Genomic DNA, 21,903 nt, shown 5'->3' with positions numbered 1-21,903 from the left:
ATTATTCTAGGGTTACTATTTTACAATTGAAGTTACGGGATGCTTTAATCCCTCCATACCAGTAAGCACAGCTTTTACCGAGCCCACAAGGATCTTTGCCTCAACCAACACGGGCACCCTATTGTCGTCGTCGGTAACCCACACCTCAAGATCCTCTCCGCCTTTAAAAATGGTGCCCTCAACAAGCAATGCCGAGAAGCGAATAGTGTTAAAAACTGTGCCATCGCGAATTTTAAGCCGCTCCTTACCCTTATACCTGAGGAAAAGATCGAACACCTCATCGTCGATAGCCATAGTGATTGGAATTTTATCACCCTTTTTGTACTTGTCGAAATCCAATGTGCGGCAGTAGTATATGGCGCTAACCACATCGAACGTACAGTCTTTAAGGGGAAGCAAGTCGCGCTTATAGGGCCTATCGGAAGTATGGCTTATAATATCGAGGATACCCTCATCACGTTTATATATGTACCGATTGTAAGCCTCAAAACCACCCTCGTAGGTATCGCGCTCAAACCAGTAGGGTTGTAGTGTTTTAGGATGCACAATGGACTCGAACCTGTCGCGCACCTTGTAGAACCAATCGTACTTTTTAAGGCTCCATCCTCTTGATACAAGGTGAAGCGCCGATTGCTGCATGTATGTGGTATCACGAACAAGAAACTCTACATCGCCAGCATTTACCCATATAAAACCCCAATTGTAAACCGCTCTGTAGGTAACCTTCTCTCCACTCTTAAAGTTGATCTGCTTAACCGTACAGTTTTGACCTGTGGCCGTACCTCCTGCAGTAGCTAGTAGTAAATAAAAAGCGAATAACTTCCTAAACATTATTACAAATTGAGTGACACCAAAATTACTATTTAATTTTTGCTAAACGCGCTGTTACCTTAGCCGTTCGTTTGGAGTAAAAAATTGGAACTATGTACTTTTTTACTTCGTACTGAGGATAAACCACCACGTCGTATCCCGGATTTTCGGCCATTAAATTGTAAAGGGCATACGACCGAACCCCACCCTTCACCTGATCGCCTAGCACAGGAATTATTGCTGATACTACACCCACTATGGGGTCGACCAACACGGTTGTGCCCACTGAAACATCTAGATTTGGCGATGAGAACTCATTGGAATTTGAAATGGTGGCTGAATTCCAATTGAAAAGCCTTGACCAATCAATCCCCAAAACCCTAACCATAGTTGCCTCGGCTGTAACCTGTGGAGAGTATTCGAAATCGGACTTATAAAACTCAATGTGATAATTTGGGGTTTGCATCGCCCTATCGGTAACTGAACAGCTACCGAAAATCAATATAGACATTACAAAAAACAATGTGTACTTTTTCATACTAGGTAATATTAGGGTTAATCATTGGGCTTAACATTGGCTATTCGCTCCATTAGGGCAATAACCAAATAACCAGCAATTGCTAAAAATATTGCAATAACAACTTCGGAATTTAGAGCATGGGGAATAAACATATCGTACCCCTGCACTATTGGCTCTCCATCCTTCAGCAATAGATTGCCAACCTCATCCATCCTATGTATTTCATTTTTCCATGGCCAAAGGATGCTAAGAGAGCCCAGTATGAACCCAGTTAGGGTGGAGATGGTTTGATCCTTAAATCTTTTATACACCCATGAGAGCAGATGCGAAAGCGTAATTATACCAACCACACCGCCCAAAACAACCGGCCCCAGCACGCTAATATTTCCCTCGTTTACAGCATCAATCATAACCAGCTCGTAGTTTCCCATAAGAATTAGCACAAACGATCCGGAAAGACCAGGTAGAATCATACTACAAACCGCAACCACTCCACATACCATAAGGTATAAGAACGAATCGTTTTGTGTTGCAGGATTCATGAATGTAATCCAAACGGCAATGGCTGAGCCAAAAATAAACGAAACAACAACGCTAAGGCTCCATTTCGTGATTGTCTTACCCACGTAGTATATAGAGGCTAAAATAAGTCCGAAGAAAAATGCCCAAATAAAAATGGGGTAGGTAGCAAAAAGAAACTTTAGTATACGAGCTAAGCTAACAATGCTAATAATCATTCCACCGCCAAGGGCAAGCAGAAAGAAAAAATCGACATGAGCAAGTAGCTCCTTAAATCGCCCTTTAAAGAAGAGATTAATGGCTTTGCCATCGAACGACTTAATGGCATTGATTATCCGCTCAAATACTCCGGTAATAAGAGCAACGGTACCTCCCGAAACACCTGGGATTACGTTAGCAGCCCCCATCCCCATACCCTTAAGGGCATAGATGATGTGATTTAAAATTGTATGATTCATAGTAATGATAGGTAAAAGCAGCAACGCCTACTTAAGATACTGAAAGAAGGTATCGCCCCTAAGGCCAAGTCGTAACGACTCAAGAGCAATTACCTCGTTGGGTGCAATGTTTCCAAGGTTTACGTTGGCTCCTAGCAGGTTGATAAACCAAGCCTGCTGGTTTTTAAGAGGAGCCTCCCAAAGCACATCGTCCATACTAAGGTTCTGCATAATATCGTCAATTAGCTCGGTGTTGGCAGAATGATCCGACTTGTAAATCCCTATGTTTCCACCCTCGCGGGCTTCGGCAATAACCTTCCATGAGCCTGCTTCGAGCTCGCTCTTCATCATGCTCACCCAATCGCTATTGGGAATAACAACGCCAGCCTGCTTTGATCCAACTTCCGAAATAACAGTTACCTGCTTGGCCAGCCTGCTAATGTAGTCGCACTTAATATCATGATGCATCTCAAGGGTTCCATCAGATACCTCGGCCATTTCGAGGCCGAGCTTATTAAGAAGCTTTTGATAATCGTCGAACATGTTACGGGCAATGTAGGCTTCAAAAAGGGTACCACCAAGGTAGGGCTTAATTCCGTTCTGCTGCAGAAAGGATATTTTTTGGGCAATATTTGGGGTTACCAATGCTGTTCCAAAGCCAAACTTGACCATATCGATGTATTCGCCGGCCACGCTTACCATATCTTCCAACTCGCGTTGGCTCAACCCTTTGTCCATTACCATGGTTAAACCTTTGGTACGGGGTTTCTCTTCCCGGCTGGGCAGATTAGGAATTGATTTTAACATTTTTCAGGTACTTTAGGTTAAAGAAATAAAGGCTAAATTGATTTTAGCTGCTGTAGAAATTTTGGGTCGTCGATAATTGAAACAACGGCAAAAAACTCATCAACTGCAAACACGTTAAGTTTCTTTGCCTGCTTAAGCACTGTTAGGGCTAACTTTGATTTGCGCTGCAAATAGAGTGCTGCAGCATACAACACCTTAAGCGCTGAATTATCAGAAAATTTTTCGTTTACCTCGTGGTATAACTCTTCCACCGAAACAAACTTCTCCTCAAAAAGCAGAAGTTCGGCAATACCGATGTAGGCGTCGGGCTCATCGGGATTAAGGCTGGAAGCCTCACGGTATGCTTCCATGGCCTCCTTGTCCGATCCCATCTCAAAAAGCACCTTGGCCAGCCCCAACCAGTAGTCATAGTTATCGGGTTCAATCGATATGGTTTTCTTCATGCTGTCAAGCGCCTGGGTAAGTTGTTCCTGCTTCAGGTGAGCCACGCCCATTCCAAAGTAGGCGTCGGCGTAGTCTGCATCAAACTCAAGGCACTTGTGGTACATCTCAAATGCTTTATCGAACTGTCCAAGCTTCTCAAAGCACTCACCAATTGAGGCGAATATCCTAGGGTTTTCGGGTTCATACTTAAGCAGCTCGACAAACGATTCGGCAGCTTCGGCATACTTCTCAATAGTAGCGTACGTATTGGCCTGATTGTGTAAAGCCGATGCATTTACTGGGTCGACAGCCAAAGCAAAGTCGTAAGCCTCGAGCGCCTTGGCAAATTCACCCTTTCGGGTATGAACAATGCCCAGGTTGTACCATACACTAGTTGAGAATGGGTTAATATCGAGATATAAGTTGTAATACTCTTCGCTTTTCTGCAGATCGCCCAAGCGCTCGTAGCAAAAACCTAGTTCAAAAAGAACACCAAGTGCTCGCCTGTTTAGGCTATGAGCATACAATAGGTAGCGTAAGGCGTAGTTATCCTCATCAATATCCTGATAAAGGGATGCAATGCGGTAAAGAAGATCCACTTTATCTTCTGAGTACGAATTGGTAGCATACCAAAATGACTCATGAGCACTCTTTTGATCGCCCAGCGCTAGATGTGACTGCCCCTTTAGGTAGTGGATCTCGCTGTTCTCGGGTTCAATTTTTACAAGTACTTTAAGTATATCGAGAGCCTCGGCGTACTTTTTATCGAGCACCAGCAGTTCCGCCTTTTTCATCTGAATTTCGGAAGAGTATGGATGCATATTGTATGCAATATCCACGGCCTCCGATGCCCGTTGCGAGTCGTCGGAACTTATGTAGTAATCGATTATATTTTCAAAATCTACAACGTCGAAGAAAAAACTACGGTTGTGACGAAGCATATCCTCATACTTCTGCACAATCTCCATGGCCTCCTCGGGGTTGTAATAAAATTCGCTGTCTTCTTTCATATGCAGTTACGCTCCTTTACGCGGCGAATTTACTAAATATTGCAAGCAATAAGTAAGTATGTGAATTAAATTATATTAACAAAGGGTAAAACATATCAACAATACCCTTATGCCTACTGGCTTTTACCTTCCTTTTGCAATAAGGTGATAGTTGTCAACTTATTAACCTAAATTTAGCTAACGCTGAGCTACGCTTCGCTCCGGTTGTCATTAGCGATTCTTTTTCTATTGACCGCCTTAGAAAAAGACACAGTTTATGCATTGATTATATGGGTGTTAATTTGACAAACTGATGAATAAAAACAAAAAAATTGTAATCATAAATGCTAACAATTTTAGTTTTTCTAAATCAGCTTGTTCCGATTCATCGGGAGGGTTAAACCCAGCTAAGCCATTAGCTCGCAGAACTCCTAATGACTAATCTGTGATTAAAAAAACACGGACTACAGCGGTTTAGCAACCGTGTAATCCGTGCATTAGGGTAATATGTGCTAGAAAATCTTACTACCTGTTTTTCTGCGAAAACTCGCGGCCAGCACGAAGAGCCTTAAGGTTTACCTCAACAACCTCCTTGCCCTTGCGGCCAAACAACTGGCGTATGCCATCCTCTAGCTTATCAAATTCAATATCGATGAATGGTGATGCTGCGCCCAGCATTACAATGTTAGAGGATCTTGAAGAACCGGCCTCCTTGGCAATGGCATCGGCATCGAGTGCAATGTGGTTTGGTATCTTCTTAATCTCCTTCAGAATAGCATCCACTTCGGGGTAATCGGTAATATTATTGAATGGGGTAATGTTAGTTACCAACCAGCCATCCTTACTAAGGAATGGAAGGTAACGTAACCCCTCCATGGGTTCAACCGAAAGGATTAAATGGGCCTTGCCCTGTGGAATTAGATCCGAAGAGATGGGCTGGTCGGAAATTCTTAGGTGCGACTGCACATCGCCTCCACGCTGGCTCATACCATGAACCTCGGCTTGCTTGATGTATAGCCCAGTTTTAACAGCAGCTAACCCTATGCCCGCCGCAATGGATAGAATTCCTTGGCCTCCAACGCCTGCAAGTATTATGTCTGTTTTCATATTTATGCTTTTTATCTGTGAACCGATTAGTTTTTGCCAGCGGATTTTTTTTCTGCCTTCTTCCTGCGTGCAAATGTTTGGATACATTCACGCTGAGGAATTAGAACCGATACGCCTTGGTATGAAAGCTCCTTTTTCATGATCTGAACATTCTCCTCATGGAACTTCTTCAGCGGGTTCATCACGTGGATATGCTCAGGGTCAACGCCAATACCTTTACAAATCTCAACTATGCGTCCAAATGCCGATGATGTTTGTCCTCCTGTCATTCCGGTGGTTGAGTTATCGGAGATGATAACGGTGATGGGAGAATTCTCGTTAACAGCGTCGAGCAGGCCGGTCATACCGCTGTGGGTAAAAGTTGAGTCGCCAATTACGGCAACGGCAGGAACAAGACCAGCATCGGCTGCTCCTTTGGCCATAGTAATTGATGCGCCCATATCAACACATGAGTTGATAGCATTGAAAGGTGCTAAAGCGCCAAGGGTATAGCATCCAATGTCGGCAAAAACCCGTCCTGTTCCGTACTCCTCGAGCGCCTCGTTAAGGGCAATATACACATCGCGGTGTCCGCAACCCAAGCAAAGTGATGGTGGACGTTTTTTTACAACTTCAGGAATTGGCATGCCTTCGTACACCTCCAAGCCAAGAGCTTTGGCAACTATAGCAGGGTTCAATTCACCATCACGGGGTACTGTTCCATCCAAACGACCATGAATTGGCTTGCCTAGGTTAAGGAAACCTTTGATCATTTCTTCAATAATTGGGTAACCATCCTCAAGAATCAGCAGCTCGTCGCACTGCTCGTATAGCTCACGCACCTGCTTGGGCGGAATGGGATACTGCGATAGTTTAAGCACTGAGTAGTCGCCCTCAGCAATGTTCTCCATAAGGTAGTTATAGGCAATACCTGCAGCAATAATCCCCAGCTTGTTGTTTTTCCCTTTGGATAAAGTGTTGAACTGAGACTCTTCGGCCAAACTATCCATTAAGGGTTGCGTATTAAGCAGCTTCTTGTAGTTTACCCTTGCAATGGCAGGTAGCAAAACGAATTGCCTCGGATCGGAAGGTAAACGCATACCATTTTGAGCCTTTACCTCTTTGCGACCAACACCCGACCTTGAGTGGGCCAAACGGGTAGTTATGCGAAGCATTACAGGGACATTAAGCCTCTCGGATAGTTCAAAAGCCGAGTAGGTCATATCGTAAGCCTCCTGCTGGTTGGATGGCTCAAGGATTGGAATCATGGCAAACTTTGCGTAGAACCTTGAATCCTGCTCATTCTGCGATGAGTGCATCGAGGGATCGTCGGCGCAAAGCACAACCAACCCACCGTTTACACCAGTGATAGATGCATTAATAAACGCATCGGCAGCAACGTTTAGGCCCACATGCTTAAAGCAAACCAGCGCACGCTTGCCAGCGTAGGACATTCCAATGGCCGATTCCATAGCAGTTTTTTCGTTGGCCGACCACTCACGATGAATTCCAAGCTCGGCAGCCTGCTTCGAAGCCTGCACGTACTCCATAATTTCGGTTGATGGGGTACCGGGATATGCGTATACACCCGAAAGGCCTCCATCGATGGCGCCCTGAGCAATTGCCTCGTCGCCTAGTAAAAGAAGTTTATCCATACCAATTTATTTTTGTATCAAATGGGAAGTTATTGTTTTTTCAAAAAATATCAAATTATCAAAAATATTGAAAGCAAAAGTATGACATATTTCGAACAATCACAACCAGACCTCCGATTTAAGCTAAATTTTGTAACATACGAGCAACAGTTTTACAACATACGATTTTACGCTATGTCAGACGGAGCTGCAAAAAGTAAGTCAAACATCATAATCCTTACGTTACAATACTAGCAATTATCCTGCGCACACCACCCCTGTTTCGGAACTCACAAAGGTATATGCCTTGCCAGGTTCCCAAGTTGAGCGCTCCATTGATTATTGGTATGGTAACATTAAAACCAACGAGTGATGCTTTTAGGTGAGCGGGCATATCATCATCGCCCTCGTAGTTGTGTTTGAACCAGGGTTGCCGCTCTTGCACCAGCCTGTTGAAAAACTCGTTGAAATCGTCACGAACGGTAGGGTCAGCATTCTCGTTAATGGTAATCCCAGCCGAGGTGTGCTGTATAAAAAGATGCAAAACCCCAGCGTTGGGCAGGGTGGGAAGTTGTTGCTCAACCAGGTGAGTAACCAGATGGAAGCCTCGGGGAAATGGAGGCAACTTAATGTTCACCTGTTGTACCATGGAACAGTCTACATTAGGGGTTTAATTTTTTGATGGATAAAATCGAAGCAGAAGTTTTCCAGCTCATCGCGCAGCTCGGCGTAGGCTTTTTTCTTCTCCTCCTCCTTCTCTATTTCAAGCCCAGCCACATCGGGGAATGGATACTCGTAAACCCGTGGGTTTCCTTTAAATACAGGGAGAACCTGCTTAATATCTGAGGATAAAACCAATACGTACCTATACTCATTGTCGCTAACCTGAGGAATACCTTTGGCTTTGTAAGCACTTATATCGATAATGGCCTCGGTCATGGCATTTGCGGCAAACATATCGAGCTCCGTTGGTATTACTCCTGCGCTATCGACAATCACCTCGCCTTTACCATAGTAGCTTAACCACCCCTCGGCCATTTGCGACCGGCACGAATTACGCTGCGACACAACCAGTATTCTCTTCATATCGTGTAAATATTGTTTTAGTATTGATAAATGTAATGAAAAATTGGAAAAGGCAAAACATATGCTTAAAAAATGGCATAAAAAAACCAGCCAGGGTCTAAAGGCCTTGGCTGGTGAATTTACTATATACATCTAGCTATTAATGCCCAGTAGGTATAGCATAAATGCGTACTCGAAAGCCACATCGCGGAGCGATTTAAAGCGTCCAGAGGCTCCACCATGGCCTGCATCCATATCTGTTTTAAACAGCAGGATATTATCGTCGGTTTTGGTGTCGCGCAGCTTGGCAACCCACTTGGCTGGTTCAAAGTACTGCACCTGCGAGTCGTGATAGCCTGTTGTTACCAGCATATTAGGATAATCTTGCGCCGTTACCTGATCGTAAGGAGAGTATGACTTCATGTAGTGGTAGTACTCCTCATCGTTGGGATTTCCCCACTCGTCGTACTCGCCGGTGGTTAGAGGAATTGATGTGTCTAGCATAGTGGTTACAACATCAACAAAGGGAACCTGTGCAATCATCCCCTTGTACAAATCGGGGCGAAGGTTGGCCACGGCGCCCATTAGCAATCCACCTGCACTGCCACCCATAGCAAAGAGCTTATCGGGGTTGGTATACTTACTATCTACAAGGAATTGTGAGCAATCGATAAAATCGGTGAAGGTATTCATCTTCTTAAGCAACTTGCCATCCTCGTACCACTCGCGACCGAGTTCCTCACCTCCCCTGATGTGGGCAATAACGTAAACAAAACCCCTGTCGAGCAGGCTTAAGCGCGCCGAGCTGAAGTAGGGATCCATGGATGCGCCATAGGAGCCATAACCGTAGATCAACGCAGGGTTTTGTCCATCCTGTTGAACTCCTTTTCGGTACACCACCGAGATTGGTATCTTTTTACCATCGCGTGCCTCCACCCAGTGACGCTTGGTTTCGTAGTTTTCTGGAGAAAAGTCTCCCACAACCTCGGTTTGCTTCAGCAGTATTTTTTCTCCAGTGGCCATATTGTAATCGTAGGTTGAGAAAGGTGTGGTCATAGAGGTATACGCATAGCGAAGCAGTGGGGTGTCGTACTCTGGGTTTATGGATATCCAGGCGCTATACACCTCCTCGCCAAAGTTAAGGTAGTGCTCCTTACGGGTTTGCTGATCTATAATTCGCAGCTGCTTAAGCCCATCCTTGCGCTCGTCAATTACTAAAAAGTTTTTGAAAACCTCAATGCCCGATAAAAGCACATCGGTCCTGTGGGGTATCACCTCTTTCCAATTCTTTTTCTCGGTACGAGTAACGGGTGTTTCCATCAACCTAAAGTTTTTGGCATCGAGGTTTGTGATGACATAAAACTTGTTTCCGTAATGGGTTACTGAGTACTCCAAACCCTTTTCACGGGGCTGAATAACCTTAGGCTTACCCAATGGATTATTTGCACTTAGGTAGCTGAACTCGGTGCTAAGCGTGCTACCCGAACCAAACATAATATACTCTTTCGATTTTGATTTGTAAACAAATGCACGGAAGGTCTCATCATTCTCTTCGTAAACCAGGGCATCATTTTCGCTACCCTCATCGCTTACGCTATGCCTATAAATTTGATGCGGACGAAGAGCCTCGTCAATTATCGTGTAAAAAACCGTAGTGTTATCGTTGGCCCAGGCAATCCCCCCTGTTGTATTGGGAATTTTACTATTGAGCAGCTCGCCAGTTTCTAGATCTTTAAAATAGATTGTATACTGTCTACGGCTTACGGTGTCGACTCCAAATGCAACAATTTTATTGTTTGGCGATACGTTAACCCCCACCACAGAGTAGTAAGCATAGCCCTCGGCCATTTGGTTCACATCGAGCATAACCTCTTCGGGGGCATCCTGGCTCTCCTTCTTACGACAGTAGATGGGGTACTCCTTACCCTCATCGTAACGGGAGTAATAGTAGTACCCATTCTCGAAGTAGGGAACCGATTCGTCCTGCTCCTTAATACGACCCTTAATCTCTTGGAATAGTGCTTCCTGAAGTTTTTCAGTACCCTTCATCACGGCCTCGGTATAGGCATTCTCCTGGTTAAGGTACTCTATCACCTCTTCGCTATCGCGCTGGTTCATCCAGTAGTAAGGGTCAATACGAGTGTCGTTATGCATCACCAGCTCATGAGGCACTTTGGTGGCTACTGGAGGTGTTTGTTGCGACTTACAGCCAACAAGTAGTTGTGTTCCAATCATTACAGTGAGAATGAGTGTGTTAACTTTTGATATCATAGGGCTAATAGATTAAGGTAATTTAGGTAGTTTGTGTAATTATATCTAATCAAAGGTATTATAAAAACAGTTAAGATTTAAACATAATTATTGACATTTTGTTGTTATGTTGTATTTTTACACTAAACAGTTGTTATACTTCATATTCTCAATAAAATGCGAATAATTTTAGTTGTACTTACATTAGCAATTTTTACCATATCATGTGGTACGAATCAGAGTAACGGAAAGAGTGAAGCAGACAATGAAAAATCATGTAAAGCCCCAATTGCTATTGTTGATTTTGAGGGAGTAAAACCTCTACTTCACAAAGAAACGGACACCCTTTACGTTGTGAACTTTTGGGCAACATGGTGCGCTCCTTGCGTTAAGGAGATACCATACTTTGAGCAGATTGCAGCCGAATTTGCTGATAGCAAGCTAAAGGTTATCCTTATTAACCTCGATTTCCCCAATCATTACGAGAATAGGTTGCTCCCCTTTGTGGAGAAGAATAAAATACAATCGAAGATTATGATGCTTGATGACCCCGATGCCAACCGATGGATCAATCAGGTTGACCCTAGCTGGAGCGGTTCAATACCGGCAACGTTAATTTACAACAGGCACCAACGCAAGTTCTTTGAGCAGGAATTTACCTATCAGGAGCTAAAGGATGCTGTTACGTCCTTCGATTTTTAACTGGCAACTAACCAAAACAAATATCGCTATGAAAAAAGTTTTTTTATTCATTTCAATGATTGCTCTAGCAGCAACCACAGCATTAGGCCAAGGCTATAAAATTGGCGACAAGGCTATTGACTTTAGCCTTAAAAATGTGGACGGAAAAATGGTGTCGATGGCCGACTACACCAACGCCAAGGGTTTTGTTGTAATCTTTTCATGCAATCACTGCCCCTACGTGGTAGCCTACGAGGATAGGATGATTGAACTCCACAACAAGTATGCTCCCAAAGGTTTTCCCGTAATTGCTATCAATCCGAACGATCCTGAAGTTCAACCACAGGATAGCTACGATAAGATGATTGAGAGGGCCAACGAGAAGGGTTTCCCATTTGCATACCTGTTCGATAAAGGTCAGAAAATTTACCCAGTGTACGGTGCAACCCGCACACCCCATGTATACCTTCTGAGCAAAAAGGGGAAGGAACTAATTGTTGAGTATATTGGTGCCATTGACAATAACTATCGCGATGCCTCGCAGGTAACCGAAACCTACTTGGCCGATGCAATTGATGCATTGCTCGAGGGTAAAAAGCCTAGCGTTACCGAAACCAAGGCCATTGGATGTACCATTAAGGTAAAGAAGTAGCAACCAGTTAAATACAAAAAGCGAGGCTGCCAACATTGGCAGCCTCGCTTTTTGGTAAGTATCTTAAAGCTAGTAATTCTCGGCCAATACCTCGAAGTACTCCGTGGGGTGCTGACATGCAGGACAATTCTTAAGGGCTTTTTTTCCCTTGTGATGATATCCGCACTTACGACACATCCAAACAACCTCCTCGTCCTTCTCAAACACCTTATTCTCCTCAATATTCTTTAGCAGCTTAAGGTAGCGCTCCTCGTGCTCCTTCTCAACCTTAGCAATCATTTTAAATGCCGTGGCAACCTTCTTAAACCCTTCCTTTTCAGCAATCTCGGCAAATACGGGGTATAGGTCGGCCCACTCCTCATGCTCACCCATAGCCGCAGCCTTTAGGTTTTCGGCTGTTGTACCAATTACACCAGCAGGGTACGATGCGGTGATCTCAACCATTCCACCTTCCAAAAACCCGAAGAACACTTTAGCATGCTGTTCCTCTTGCATTGCCGTTTGCATAAACAGCTCGGCAATCTGCTCATAGCCCTCTTTCTTGGCCACCTTTGCAAAATAGGTGTATCTATTTTTAGCTTGCGACTCCCCTGCAAAAGCTTTCAGCAGGTTCTTTTCAGTTTCAGTTCCTTTAATACTCATATCGTTATAATTATTTATGTTGATAAATAAAAATCATCCAAAACTATATCATTATTTCAAATTTCTCAATAACCAAACCCTTGCCTAATCTAATATATAATTAGACTGATTATTAATACCACCAATTTCTACATAAAAATAAATAGCCTACTTTTTAACCCAAATGTTGGCCGCGATTAGTTATTTTTGTTTTACCGATTTAACTGATATCCTTTAAAAACTGATAGCCATGAAAAGTTACCGCAAAGAGCTTTGGTTCGAGACCAAAAGTAGAAGAGAATACATAAACATCACCCCTGATGTTGAGGAGTGCATAAACGAAAGCGGTATTAAGGAGGGAATGGTGCTGGTGAACGCCATGCATATTACCGCCAGCGTTTTTATTAACGACGATGAGTCGGGCCTGCTCCACGATTTTGAGGTGTGGCTTGAAAAGTTAGCCCCCGAAAAACCCCACTCGCAATACAAGCATAACGGCTTCGAAGATAACGCCGACGGCCACTTAAAGCGCTCCATTATGGGCCGCGAGGTAGTTGTGGCTGTTACCGAGGGTCAACTCGATTTTGGTCCATGGGAACAAATATTTTATGGCGAGTTCGATGGCAAAAGGAGAAAAAGGGTTCTAGTGAAAATTATTGGAGAGTAGCCCCTGACCATTACAACAGCTATGCACAAAGGGGTATATATCGATTTTCACACCCATCGCCCAACAACACGAAATAAGGACGTGATTGCAGTTGCTAGTATTGATCCTTCCGAAGGGGACAGTTCACTTCATCATTATTTCACTGCAGGTATTCACCCATGGAATGCTAACATCAAAAGTATTGATAACGATATTGCCAAGCTAATGGCCTTAGCTTCAAATAGTATGTTTATTGGGGTTGGTGAAATTGGCCTCGATAAGCTAAAAGGCCCCAGGCTAGAGGAACAGGTTGAAGTTTTCGAAAAGCAGGTGGGTTTTGCTACAAGCAATAGCATGCCTATTGTAATTCACTGTGTAAAGGTTTGGGAGGAGCTACTATCCGCAGTAAATAAAGTACCAAAGCATATACCTATGGCCATTCACGGGTTTAATGGGACTGCCCAGCTGGCAATGCAGCTCGTTGAAAAGGGGTTTCACCTATCTGTAGGCAGCTTGCTGCTCGATAGTAAATCGAAAGTTTCGCAGGCATTAAGCATAATACCAATCAGCAGGTTGTTTTTCGAGACAGATAGTTCAAGTGTTGATATCAAACTGTTATACCAAGTCGCATCTGATAAGCTGAATATTACAACGGAAGATTTAAAGATTCAGATAGCGAAGAATTTCACCGAATTCTTCAATACCTCGGCATTGCCTTAGTGTACTTTCCATTCACCCAAAACTCCCCCATTGCATCAACTGTAAGGCACGAATGGGCTGGTAACACCACGAGAAAGTCGTCTTCGCCTATACTCTCCATTGCTTTGGGGCTACCCACCCTTACCATTCCATGCTCCTGCGATATGGACTCGAGGTACAAATCACCAATGGGTTGCCCCCAGCTACCATCGTCATTCAATCTACAGATGGCGCCAAACGATTTGTTCCCGGCAGCATCAATATAAAAATCCTTAGAAAGATGAACTGCACCACCCCAAATGGCCACCAAATTTCGATTAGGATACCTAGCCACAACAGGACAGGCTAGGCCAACAGCTATTTGTTCGGGGGAGCAAATACCATTCGATGCCTGCTGCATATCGAAGAAAGCATTGTTGCCCGGACGCAGCTCATCAATTCCTATAAATGTCTCAGCAACAACACTAGTGGGTGTATCGCCATAAGATAATACGGCGCTTGGGTACCTTTGCTTTAGTGGCAACAGCCTGCTAATGGTTTGGTTATTGAGCTCTCGAATATCCCGTGCGCTTACACCATAGGAATGACCTGCGTGCGTAAGAAAGCCTACAAAATTGGTAAGTAAGTTTTGGTTGAGCATGTTGATAATGCTATCAAGGCTTTCCAAATCGTATGGTTGAACCCCGGTTCTCCCCTGCCCCGAATCAATTTCAATTAGAATATTTACACTGTGAGCTACTAGGCTAACCAAATCCTTTGCATTATCTATTGAGGAGACAACGAGGGTAAGACTGATTTGATTAGCAAGCTCATTTACGGCATCGGCTTGCTGCTTCACAAAGGGAAAGGCTATGGTGATATCGCCCCACCCATCGGCAGCAAAGTACTGCGCCATGGGTATCGACGATACTGCTATTCTTTCAACGCCATAATCTCTGAACCATCGACCTACCACAATGCTTTGGTGGGTTTTAAAGTGGGGGCGATAAGTAACACCTAACTGTTTGGCCTTATGGGCCATATATTCAATATTCTTTCGACATTTCGCCTCATCAAGTATTAGGGTGGGTTTTGTGAACATGGCGGTGATTATTTAGGTTGACTGTTGGGAACTTCTGAAGGTTGAGGGTAAGTGGTTGATTGATTGATTGACCCGCCAGTGGCCTGTGTAAGCTGCCTACCGGCAGGCGGCAGGTAGAGCGGGCAGGTTGATTGATTGAATGGCTGACATACCTTCGGCAAGCAGTTTGGTGAACCAAACAAAGCTAATAAATATCAAGCAACTTATCAAACGTCTAGGGTTAAGCCATCGTAGGCCAAATAGATATTGGCTGGCAGCTCATTCTGCACCTCCTGATAAAGTCCCATTTGGTGTCCCATATGCGTTAGGTAGGCAGTTCGTGGTTTTATGGTGCTTATTAAATCAATTGCCTCCTGCAAGCTAAAGTGCGAAATGTGCTTCTCCTTACGCAATGCATTAATCACCAGAACCTCAACACCCCTTAGTTTCATCATCTCTTCCTCAGGTATAGAGTTAGCATCGGTAACGTAGGCCAAATGCCCAAATCGAAAACCATAAACTGGCATTTTGTAATGATACGCTCTAATGGGTATTATCTCTATTCCATCAATTACGAAATGGCCTCCATCGATACGATGAAGGTTCATCTCGGGTGAACCCGGGTATTTGTAATCGGCAAAAACATACGAAAACTCATTCTGGATAGCCTCTAGCACCCTTGCTTCGCCCCAAATATCCATAGGTTTTTTTTGCAGAAAATTGAAAGCCCTCACATCATCCAACCCGGCTATATGGTCGCGATGCTCATGGGTTAGCAAGATGGCATCGAGCTTTTTCACATTAGCCAAAAGCATCTGCTGCCGAAAATCGGGGCCAGCATCAAGAGCTATTACAGTGCCATTACTTTCGATAAGGGCTGCGGTACGTAGGCGCTTATCACGACTATCGGACGAGGTGCAGACAGGGCAAGAGCATCCAATAATGGGCACGCCCTGCGATGTTCCAGTACCTAGAAATGAAAATTTCACTATGCTTTATTTAGAGTTTTACTCGACTTCAAAGATAGATAAATAAGGTACAACAACACCATTACAGCCAAAACTGCCGATGGTATGGCAGCCTCCTGCCCAAATAGGGTAAGTGCCGTTACAACCGAAAAACCCGAACTTTTGATGGTGGAAAGCATATTTTGAGTTACAGCTAAATCAGCCGGCAATTTCATCTTCCTTGCAACCAAGTTGTAAGCGGTACCCAAACCAAAAGTGGCAATGGTAATTGTAGCAATTACCAGTATCAGCACCTGAGGATCGGAGAAGAATACTTGGCGGTTCATACCTACGGCCACAAAAATTAGCAGGGCAAAACCCCAGTCCACAACCTTCCCTCTAACAAGCTCAACATACTTAAGCAATGGTTTAGTCCGTAACACCTGCGCAATGGCCAAGGGTATTAACACAAGTTGCACCATGGTAATAAATAGGTCGTAGGGTCTAATCCCCTCGCCACGTGCAAATGTATTAACCAGCAACGGAGCAACAAATATTGACGCGACAAAGGCACCTGTTAGCGCAATAATTGCATATTCTACCCTACCCTTTAGGAAGTAGGAAAAAGGTATGATAGCAACACCGGGAGGTGCAGCCACAATCACCACAAAACCAAAAAAAAGCTCTTTGGAGGGCATTAGTAGCCATGCCACGGGCAGAAGTACTGCACCAAAGACGAGGTAGTTAAGCACAGCGCCCATAAGGAAAGGTTTTGCAACCGTTTTAAAACTTTTTATAAGCAGTAGGTCCAGACCCGTCATGGCAAAGGTCATTGTTATGGCCAGTATGTATATGTTGTAGTCCTTAATATATATTGAGTAGTCTCCAAAGACCAAACCCATAATTACCGCAAAAACTAGTATTGAATTACGACTGAGAAGTACAGATTTTAAAAATTTCATAAATAAAAGTATTTGTACACAAATATATAAAATGGCTTTACAAAATCCGGAAGCATAACGCAAGGGTTTGTGAATTGTTTACACTATTATTTTAATAAAAATGATTTGTTCGTATCGTCAATCAATGGTTTTTTACAGAAAATGGTTTAGTTTTATAATTCTTTTTATCGTCAGAAATCTTATCAAATTTAAAATGAGACCCCAAAAATTAATCTTCATTATTGCCTTAGCCTTTGGCATAAGTAGCATTAGCGCCCAACAAACATTCGATCAGGGGGTGCTCGACCTAACAAGTCATAGTTTTAATGCAGCCACAAAAAGCATTAGGCTAAATGGTGAGGTTGAGTTTTACTGGAATAAGCTTTACACCCCAACAGATTTTAGCAAAACTGAAGATATTGACCCTCCTATACTCGTTGCCATACCCAAATCATGGACGGCCTACAAAATCGACGGTGAGAAACTTCCGAGCAACGGTTTTGCCACCTATCGTTTTTGGATAGATGTAAAAGGTGGAGACAATGAACAGATAATGGGTATAAAACTCCCCTCCATATTTACTAGTTACAAGCTATGGGTAAATGGCAACCTTGTTGCTCAAGCGGGTGTGGTTGCAACTTCGGCAGAAGAGCATTCGCCAAAATTTAATATCGACGACATACCATTTACCATACCCATAGCAAACCAAGGCTCTCAAAAATTGGAGCTTGTCTTTCAGGTCTCAAACTACTCGCACCGCAGAGCAGGATTGGTTTGGCCAACCTATTTTGGCGATTTTGAAACGTTAAAAAAAGAGAGCCGAAATTTGGATATCCTAAACCTGCTGGTTATTGGAATTATCCTAATTATTGGGCTAAACCATATAAACATGTTTCTGTATAGGCGCAAGGATATATCGAACCTGTATTTTGGTATTCTCAGCCTTGTGATGATTCTGCGAAACATATCAACAGGTGACCGGATTCTTGCCTACATCTTTCCATCCATTAATTGGGAGTTTCTACTTTCTATCGATAATTTCTCTGGCTACTGCACAATCCCATTCTTTGCCCTTTTCATATACAACCAGTATAGCGATGAGTTTCCCAAGATGATAAAGAATTTGTTGGTTGTGCTTGGGATTGCTTTTGGCGCATTCATCTTTGTAACACCTGCAGCTGTATTTGGCAAGTTCAACATGATATTTGAGCTTTACCTGCTTATAGGAGGGCTTTACCTAACCTTTGGTGTTTTGCTACGAGCCTCCATTAAGGGGCGTGAAGGTGCAATCTTCACTTTTATTGGTATGTTTTTGCTCTATGCCACAGCCATAAACGATGTGCTAAGCAGTATGGAACTAATACAAATGCCATACATTGCTCCATACGGGCTGGTAACTTTTATGCTGTTGCAATCATTTACCATCACTAGCAAATCGGCCAGAGCTATCAATCAAAACGAAGCGCTGAGTATAGAACTTGCCCTAGAAAAGGAAAGCCTAGAGCAGAAAATAGAGGAGCGAACCAGCGAGCTCCAAAGCCAGCATAAGGCAGTGCTCGATCATCAGGAGCGAGAAAAGATTCAAAATTGGATAGGCAAAGGGCTGGCCAAGGTTAACCATGTATTATCCTTACACAAGGATGACTTTAGTGTGTTGAGCCGAAAAGTACTTACCACCCTGGTAAAGTATTTGGGTGCAAAACTAGGTGCCCTATACGTAATTGATGATGAGGGAGAAAGCAATCACCTGCAGCTGGTGGCTCACTACGGGGGCAACAAGCAAATGGTTGAGCAAAACTCAACCATTGAGCCCGGAAAGGGACTGGTGGGTGCAACATTTGCCGACAATCAAATTCAGGTGATTAGTAACATCCCTGACAACTACTACGAAATTAGCTCGGGGCTAGGAAGCAGCAAACCCAAAAACATCCTACTTGTTCCCCTTAGCACCGACGAGGCAGTGCTTGGTGTGCTGGAACTCGCTCGCTTTGACGATTTTAAGCAAGAAGAGATTGATTTTATTAAGAAGATAGCCTTTAGCATTGCATCGAACCTGAATAACGTGAGAATGAATGAGCGCAATGTGAACCTTATTAAGCAGTTTCAGGATCAAGCAGCCGAACTGCAGGAGAAGGAGGAGCGTATGCGCGAGAGCCTTGAGGAGTTGGAATTCTACAGGGAGAACTATTTGCGTACAAAATCAGAGCTTGATAAGCTTAAGAGCAAGAATAGCAATTAGCAAAAAAGTGGGGACTTGAGCCCCACTTTCACTTATACAAGTATCATTACAGATTAACCTTTTAGCTTCAAGGCCATTTGCTTAGCAATCACATCGCATTGGGCATACTTATCATCCGATGGTTTACCGTAGATCTCAGCTGGGTCAGCCACCAAATCAAACCCCGATTCCTCGGCAAATTTCATCAAGTTTTTCACACCACCCCCATTCCAACTGTAGCTACCAAAGATGCCAAGGAATTTGTCCTTCATCTTCATATGTATTATTTCGCGGGTAAGGCTTTCCATTAGAGGGAACATATGGCCATTATAGGCGCATGAGCCAAGAACTAGCCCTTTGTATTTCCAAATCTCGTTAATTAGGTGGCTTATGTGCGTGCGCGACACATCATGTATTCTGATATTCTTAATACCGTTCTCGGCTAGTCTGCGGCCAATATAATCGGCCATTAGCTCGGTATTCCCGTACATCGAAGCCACAACAATAACCACTCCTTCCTCGGCCTGGTGAAGGCTCCACCTATTGTACAAATCCAATACCTTCTGTGGATTATCACGCCAAACAGGCCCGTGCACTGGGGCAACTATGCTCACGGGTACACCGCTAAGCTTAGCAAATGCTTTTTGCACCATATTGCTGTATGGCCCCACGATGTTTGAGTAGTACCTGCGCATCTCTTCTTCAAAAAAATCAAAATTTATTTCATCATCAAAAATGCCACCATCGAGCGTGCCAAAGCTTCCAAAGGCATCGCCAGAGAAAAGGATCTGCTCGGTGGTATCGTAGGTCATCATGGTTTCGGGCCAGTGCACCCAGGGGGTCATAACAAATTTGAGCTTATGATGGCCAAGGCTAAGCTCATCGCCATCATCTACCTTGAGCAACCTATCGGTAATGCCCCAGTAGGCCTCAACCATTTTAAAGGTCTTCACATTACCCACAATGGTAACGCCCTCAAAGTGGTCGAAAATTGCCTTAACCTCGCCCGAGTGGTCGGGCTCCATATGGTTAATGATAAGATAATCAAGTTTTCGGCCATCGAGTAGCTTCTCAATGCGCTCGATGTAATTGCCGGCTGCCCTATCCTCAATGGTATCAACCAGAGCAGTTTTATCATCTACTATAAGGTATGAGTTATAGGAAACACCACGTTCAAGTGTCCACATATTCTCAAAAAGCGTTTTACGTCTATCGTTCACACCAATCCAGTGAACTTTTCCTTTTACGGGGACAGTGTAATGCATATCGATTAAGTTTAAAATATTTTGCGTTCTGGAATAATTACACAAAAGTAGCAAAAGGGTTCAAACCTTTAGTGAAAATTTTGCTTAAAACACATCAAGGGCTGGCTGTGGTAAAGCAGAAGGCTCATTTTACATAAAGCAAAACGAGCCTTCCAATATTGCGAAATCAGTTCTATTTCACATAGATAACGAATTCCCAAGGTGCTAACTTAACCCTTGATTCCTCAGGGAATTCAACTATTTCATCAGTAAACAAATTGGTATACTTGCCAGCATATGCATTGCCTTCAAGCTCAACATCCTGATTGAGGTTTGATAAATTGAAAACGGCGAACACCTTATCCTGCTCATTCTCGCGGGTAACGGCAAAAACATTTATATCGTTACTAGTTTTCACCCTAAACATATCGGCTCCCTGCTCTGCTGCGTACAGTGCTGTGTTGTTGCTTCTAAGGTTGATAAGGGTTTTGTAAAACGATGTAAACTCCTCGTTGGGTGCCCAGTCAATCTCGTCCTTATCAAAGAATTCGAGCATACGGTTAAACGCAACTTCCTGTCCATTGTAGAGCAGGGGCATCCCAGGAATAACAAAGGTTAGTGCCGCCAAAGATTTGGCAGCGGCCTCACCCATTCTGTCGAACTCAGTACCAGCCCAGCTATTCTCATCGTGGTTGCTGGTAAAATGCATTTTAATGGTGGTCTTTGGGTAGCGAACCAGCTCACGCTGATAGTACTCGTCAATATCGAGCACGGTTTTCTCACCTTTGGCTATACCATTCATGATATGGTGAAACTCCCATCCATAATCAGCGTCAAATGCATACTCGAGTAGTTCTTCCTCCTCGGCTTCGGCAAGCATAAAAACTGGCTTTATCTTATCCAACTCCTTGCGGGCATTATTCCAAAAATCGGTTGGAACCATCGAGGCTACGTCGCAACGATATCCATCGATATTGGCTTCCTCAACCCAGAATTTTAGAGCGCCCAACATATAGCCTCTCATCTCCATATTATCGTAGTTCAGCTGAACCACATCGGACCAATCGAATGGGGAGATTAGGTTGTTAAGCGAATCGCGAGTGTACCAATCGCGATGTTCAAAAACCAAAGGATTATCATGAGCCGTATGGTTTGCAACCCAATCGAGAATTACCTTCATACCCAGCTCATGGGCTGTGGCCACAAGCCTCTTGAAGTCATCCATTGAACCAAACTCGGGATTAACACTTTTGTAGTCTTTAATTGAGTAGTAACTACCGAGCGTCCCTTTACGTTCAACCTCACCTATAGGATGGATAGGCATCAGCCAAAGGATTTTTACGCCCAACTCCTGCAAGCGGGGAAGGTGCTCCTCGAATGCAGCGAAAGTACCTTCGGGGGTATACTGCCTAACATTAACCTCGTAAATTGTGGCATCGAAAACCCAATCGGGATGCTCCACCTTAAATGGTTCCGATTTAACCTCAGCCTGAGGGGCACATGACGAAAAAGTAAGGATTAGAGCCAGAACACCTACTAGCAGTAGGTTCTTAAAAAAATTAATCGTTTTTTTATTCATCGTATTTGTATTTAAAAGTTAATAACAGCAACTCATTTCATTCGTTTGCACAAAATTCACATCAAAATGTTATAA

Annotated in this window: 21 protein-coding genes; 5 read left to right on the top strand and 16 right to left on the bottom strand. The window is 43.7% G+C overall.

Annotated elements, in window-relative coordinates:
- Nucleotides 1-15: 15 nt before the first annotated feature.
- From G8O23_RS03985 to G8O23_RS03940, 10 genes are all read right to left on the bottom strand, one after another.
- Nucleotides 16-831: a DUF3108 domain-containing protein gene (locus G8O23_RS03985; RefSeq protein ID WP_166361996.1), complete on the bottom strand. Its 816-nt coding sequence runs from the start codon at nt 829-831 to the stop codon at nt 16-18.
- Nucleotides 832-859: 28 nt separating this feature from the next.
- A complete protein-coding gene (locus tag G8O23_RS03980; RefSeq protein WP_166361994.1) occupies nt 860-1,348 on the bottom strand; it encodes a hypothetical protein in 489 nt (162 codons plus the stop codon).
- A 17-nt stretch (nt 1,349-1,365) separates the two neighbouring features.
- Entirely contained in the window at nt 1,366-2,307 is a 942-nt protein-coding gene (locus G8O23_RS03975) for a DUF368 domain-containing protein (RefSeq protein ID WP_219932404.1), read from the bottom strand.
- Nucleotides 2,308-2,334: 27 nt separating this feature from the next.
- Entirely contained in the window at nt 2,335-3,093 is a 759-nt protein-coding gene (locus tag G8O23_RS03970) for a phosphosulfolactate synthase (protein WP_166361992.1), read from the bottom strand.
- A 32-nt stretch (nt 3,094-3,125) separates the two neighbouring features.
- Nucleotides 3,126-4,526, bottom strand: a complete 1,401-nt coding sequence (locus G8O23_RS03965; protein WP_166361990.1) for a tetratricopeptide repeat protein — start codon at nt 4,524-4,526, stop codon at nt 3,126-3,128.
- Between the two features lie 504 nt (nt 4,527-5,030).
- A complete protein-coding gene (locus G8O23_RS03960) occupies nt 5,031-5,612 on the bottom strand; it encodes an indolepyruvate oxidoreductase subunit beta (RefSeq protein ID WP_166361988.1) in 582 nt (193 codons plus the stop codon).
- Between the two features lie 26 nt (nt 5,613-5,638).
- Nucleotides 5,639-7,246 carry a thiamine pyrophosphate-dependent enzyme gene (locus G8O23_RS03955; protein WP_166361986.1) on the bottom strand — a complete coding sequence of 536 codons (1,608 nt, stop codon included), beginning with the start codon at nt 7,244-7,246 and terminating at the stop codon, nt 5,639-5,641.
- 217 nt (nt 7,247-7,463) lie between these two features.
- Nucleotides 7,464-7,874, bottom strand: a complete 411-nt coding sequence (locus tag G8O23_RS03950; RefSeq protein WP_166361984.1) for a secondary thiamine-phosphate synthase enzyme YjbQ — start codon at nt 7,872-7,874, stop codon at nt 7,464-7,466.
- 8 nt (nt 7,875-7,882) lie between these two features.
- Nucleotides 7,883-8,311, bottom strand: a complete 429-nt coding sequence (locus G8O23_RS03945; RefSeq protein WP_166361982.1) for an arsenate reductase/protein-tyrosine-phosphatase family protein — start codon at nt 8,309-8,311, stop codon at nt 7,883-7,885.
- Between the two features lie 132 nt (nt 8,312-8,443).
- Nucleotides 8,444-10,561: a S9 family peptidase gene (locus G8O23_RS03940; protein ID WP_166361980.1), complete on the bottom strand. Its 2,118-nt coding sequence runs from the start codon at nt 10,559-10,561 to the stop codon at nt 8,444-8,446.
- A 156-nt stretch (nt 10,562-10,717) separates the two neighbouring features.
- On the opposite strand from G8O23_RS03940, the gene G8O23_RS03935 reads away from it, so the two are divergent.
- The gene (locus G8O23_RS03935) at nt 10,718-11,242 is read left to right on the top strand and encodes a TlpA family protein disulfide reductase (protein ID WP_166361978.1); all 525 of its coding nucleotides are present in this window, start codon (nt 10,718-10,720) and stop codon (nt 11,240-11,242) included.
- 28 nt (nt 11,243-11,270) lie between these two features.
- Nucleotides 11,271-11,873: a thioredoxin family protein gene (locus G8O23_RS03930; RefSeq protein ID WP_166361976.1), complete on the top strand. Its 603-nt coding sequence runs from the start codon at nt 11,271-11,273 to the stop codon at nt 11,871-11,873.
- 69 nt (nt 11,874-11,942) lie between these two features.
- On the opposite strand, the gene rbr is transcribed toward G8O23_RS03930, so the two are convergent.
- Nucleotides 11,943-12,515 (bottom strand): rubrerythrin, encoded by a 573-nt coding sequence (rbr, locus tag G8O23_RS03925; RefSeq protein WP_166361974.1) that lies wholly within the window; start codon nt 12,513-12,515, stop codon nt 11,943-11,945.
- A 229-nt stretch (nt 12,516-12,744) separates the two neighbouring features.
- Here rbr and G8O23_RS03920 point away from each other — a divergent pair, with 229 nt between their 5' ends.
- Nucleotides 12,745-13,161, top strand: a complete 417-nt coding sequence (locus tag G8O23_RS03920; RefSeq protein ID WP_166361972.1) for a secondary thiamine-phosphate synthase enzyme YjbQ — start codon at nt 12,745-12,747, stop codon at nt 13,159-13,161.
- A gap of 21 nt (nt 13,162-13,182) precedes the next feature.
- Nucleotides 13,183-13,860: a TatD family hydrolase gene (locus tag G8O23_RS03915; protein WP_166361970.1), complete on the top strand. Its 678-nt coding sequence runs from the start codon at nt 13,183-13,185 to the stop codon at nt 13,858-13,860.
- On the opposite strand, the gene G8O23_RS03910 is transcribed toward G8O23_RS03915, so the two are convergent.
- The 3 genes from G8O23_RS03910 to G8O23_RS03900 form a co-directional block, all read right to left on the bottom strand.
- Complete coding sequence (locus G8O23_RS03910) at nt 13,838-14,920, bottom strand: alanine racemase (protein WP_166361968.1); 1,083 nt, start codon at nt 14,918-14,920, stop codon at nt 13,838-13,840. The two genes, G8O23_RS03915 and G8O23_RS03910, sit on opposite strands and share 23 nt — an antisense overlap.
- A gap of 206 nt (nt 14,921-15,126) precedes the next feature.
- Nucleotides 15,127-15,888, bottom strand: coding sequence for an MBL fold metallo-hydrolase (locus tag G8O23_RS03905; protein ID WP_166361966.1), 762 nt, complete (start codon nt 15,886-15,888; stop codon nt 15,127-15,129).
- Nucleotides 15,888-16,808 (bottom strand): bile acid:sodium symporter family protein, encoded by a 921-nt coding sequence (locus G8O23_RS03900; protein WP_166361964.1) that lies wholly within the window; start codon nt 16,806-16,808, stop codon nt 15,888-15,890. Before G8O23_RS03900 ends, G8O23_RS03905 begins: the two co-directional genes overlap by 1 nt.
- 193 nt (nt 16,809-17,001) lie before the next feature.
- Between G8O23_RS03900 and G8O23_RS03895 the strand changes: the two genes are divergently transcribed.
- Entirely contained in the window at nt 17,002-19,026 is a 2,025-nt protein-coding gene (locus G8O23_RS03895; RefSeq protein WP_166361962.1) for a 7TM diverse intracellular signaling domain-containing protein, read from the top strand.
- A gap of 53 nt (nt 19,027-19,079) precedes the next feature.
- Here G8O23_RS03895 and G8O23_RS03890 read toward each other — a convergent pair whose 3' ends face one another.
- Together G8O23_RS03890 and G8O23_RS03885 are read right to left on the bottom strand one after the other, a co-directional pair.
- A complete protein-coding gene (locus G8O23_RS03890) occupies nt 19,080-20,270 on the bottom strand; it encodes an FprA family A-type flavoprotein (protein WP_166361960.1) in 1,191 nt (396 codons plus the stop codon).
- A 172-nt stretch (nt 20,271-20,442) separates the two neighbouring features.
- On the bottom strand, nt 20,443-21,828 hold the full coding sequence (locus G8O23_RS03885) for an alpha-amylase family glycosyl hydrolase (protein ID WP_166361958.1): 1,386 nt from the start codon (nt 21,826-21,828) through the stop codon (nt 20,443-20,445).
- Nucleotides 21,829-21,903: the final 75 nt, after the last annotated feature.

The sequence above is a fragment of the Perlabentimonas gracilis genome (assembly GCF_011174675.1).
GTDB lineage: Bacteria > Bacteroidota > Bacteroidia > Bacteroidales > Tenuifilaceae > Perlabentimonas > Perlabentimonas gracilis.
This window is presented reverse-complemented; position numbering and strand designations above follow the sequence as displayed.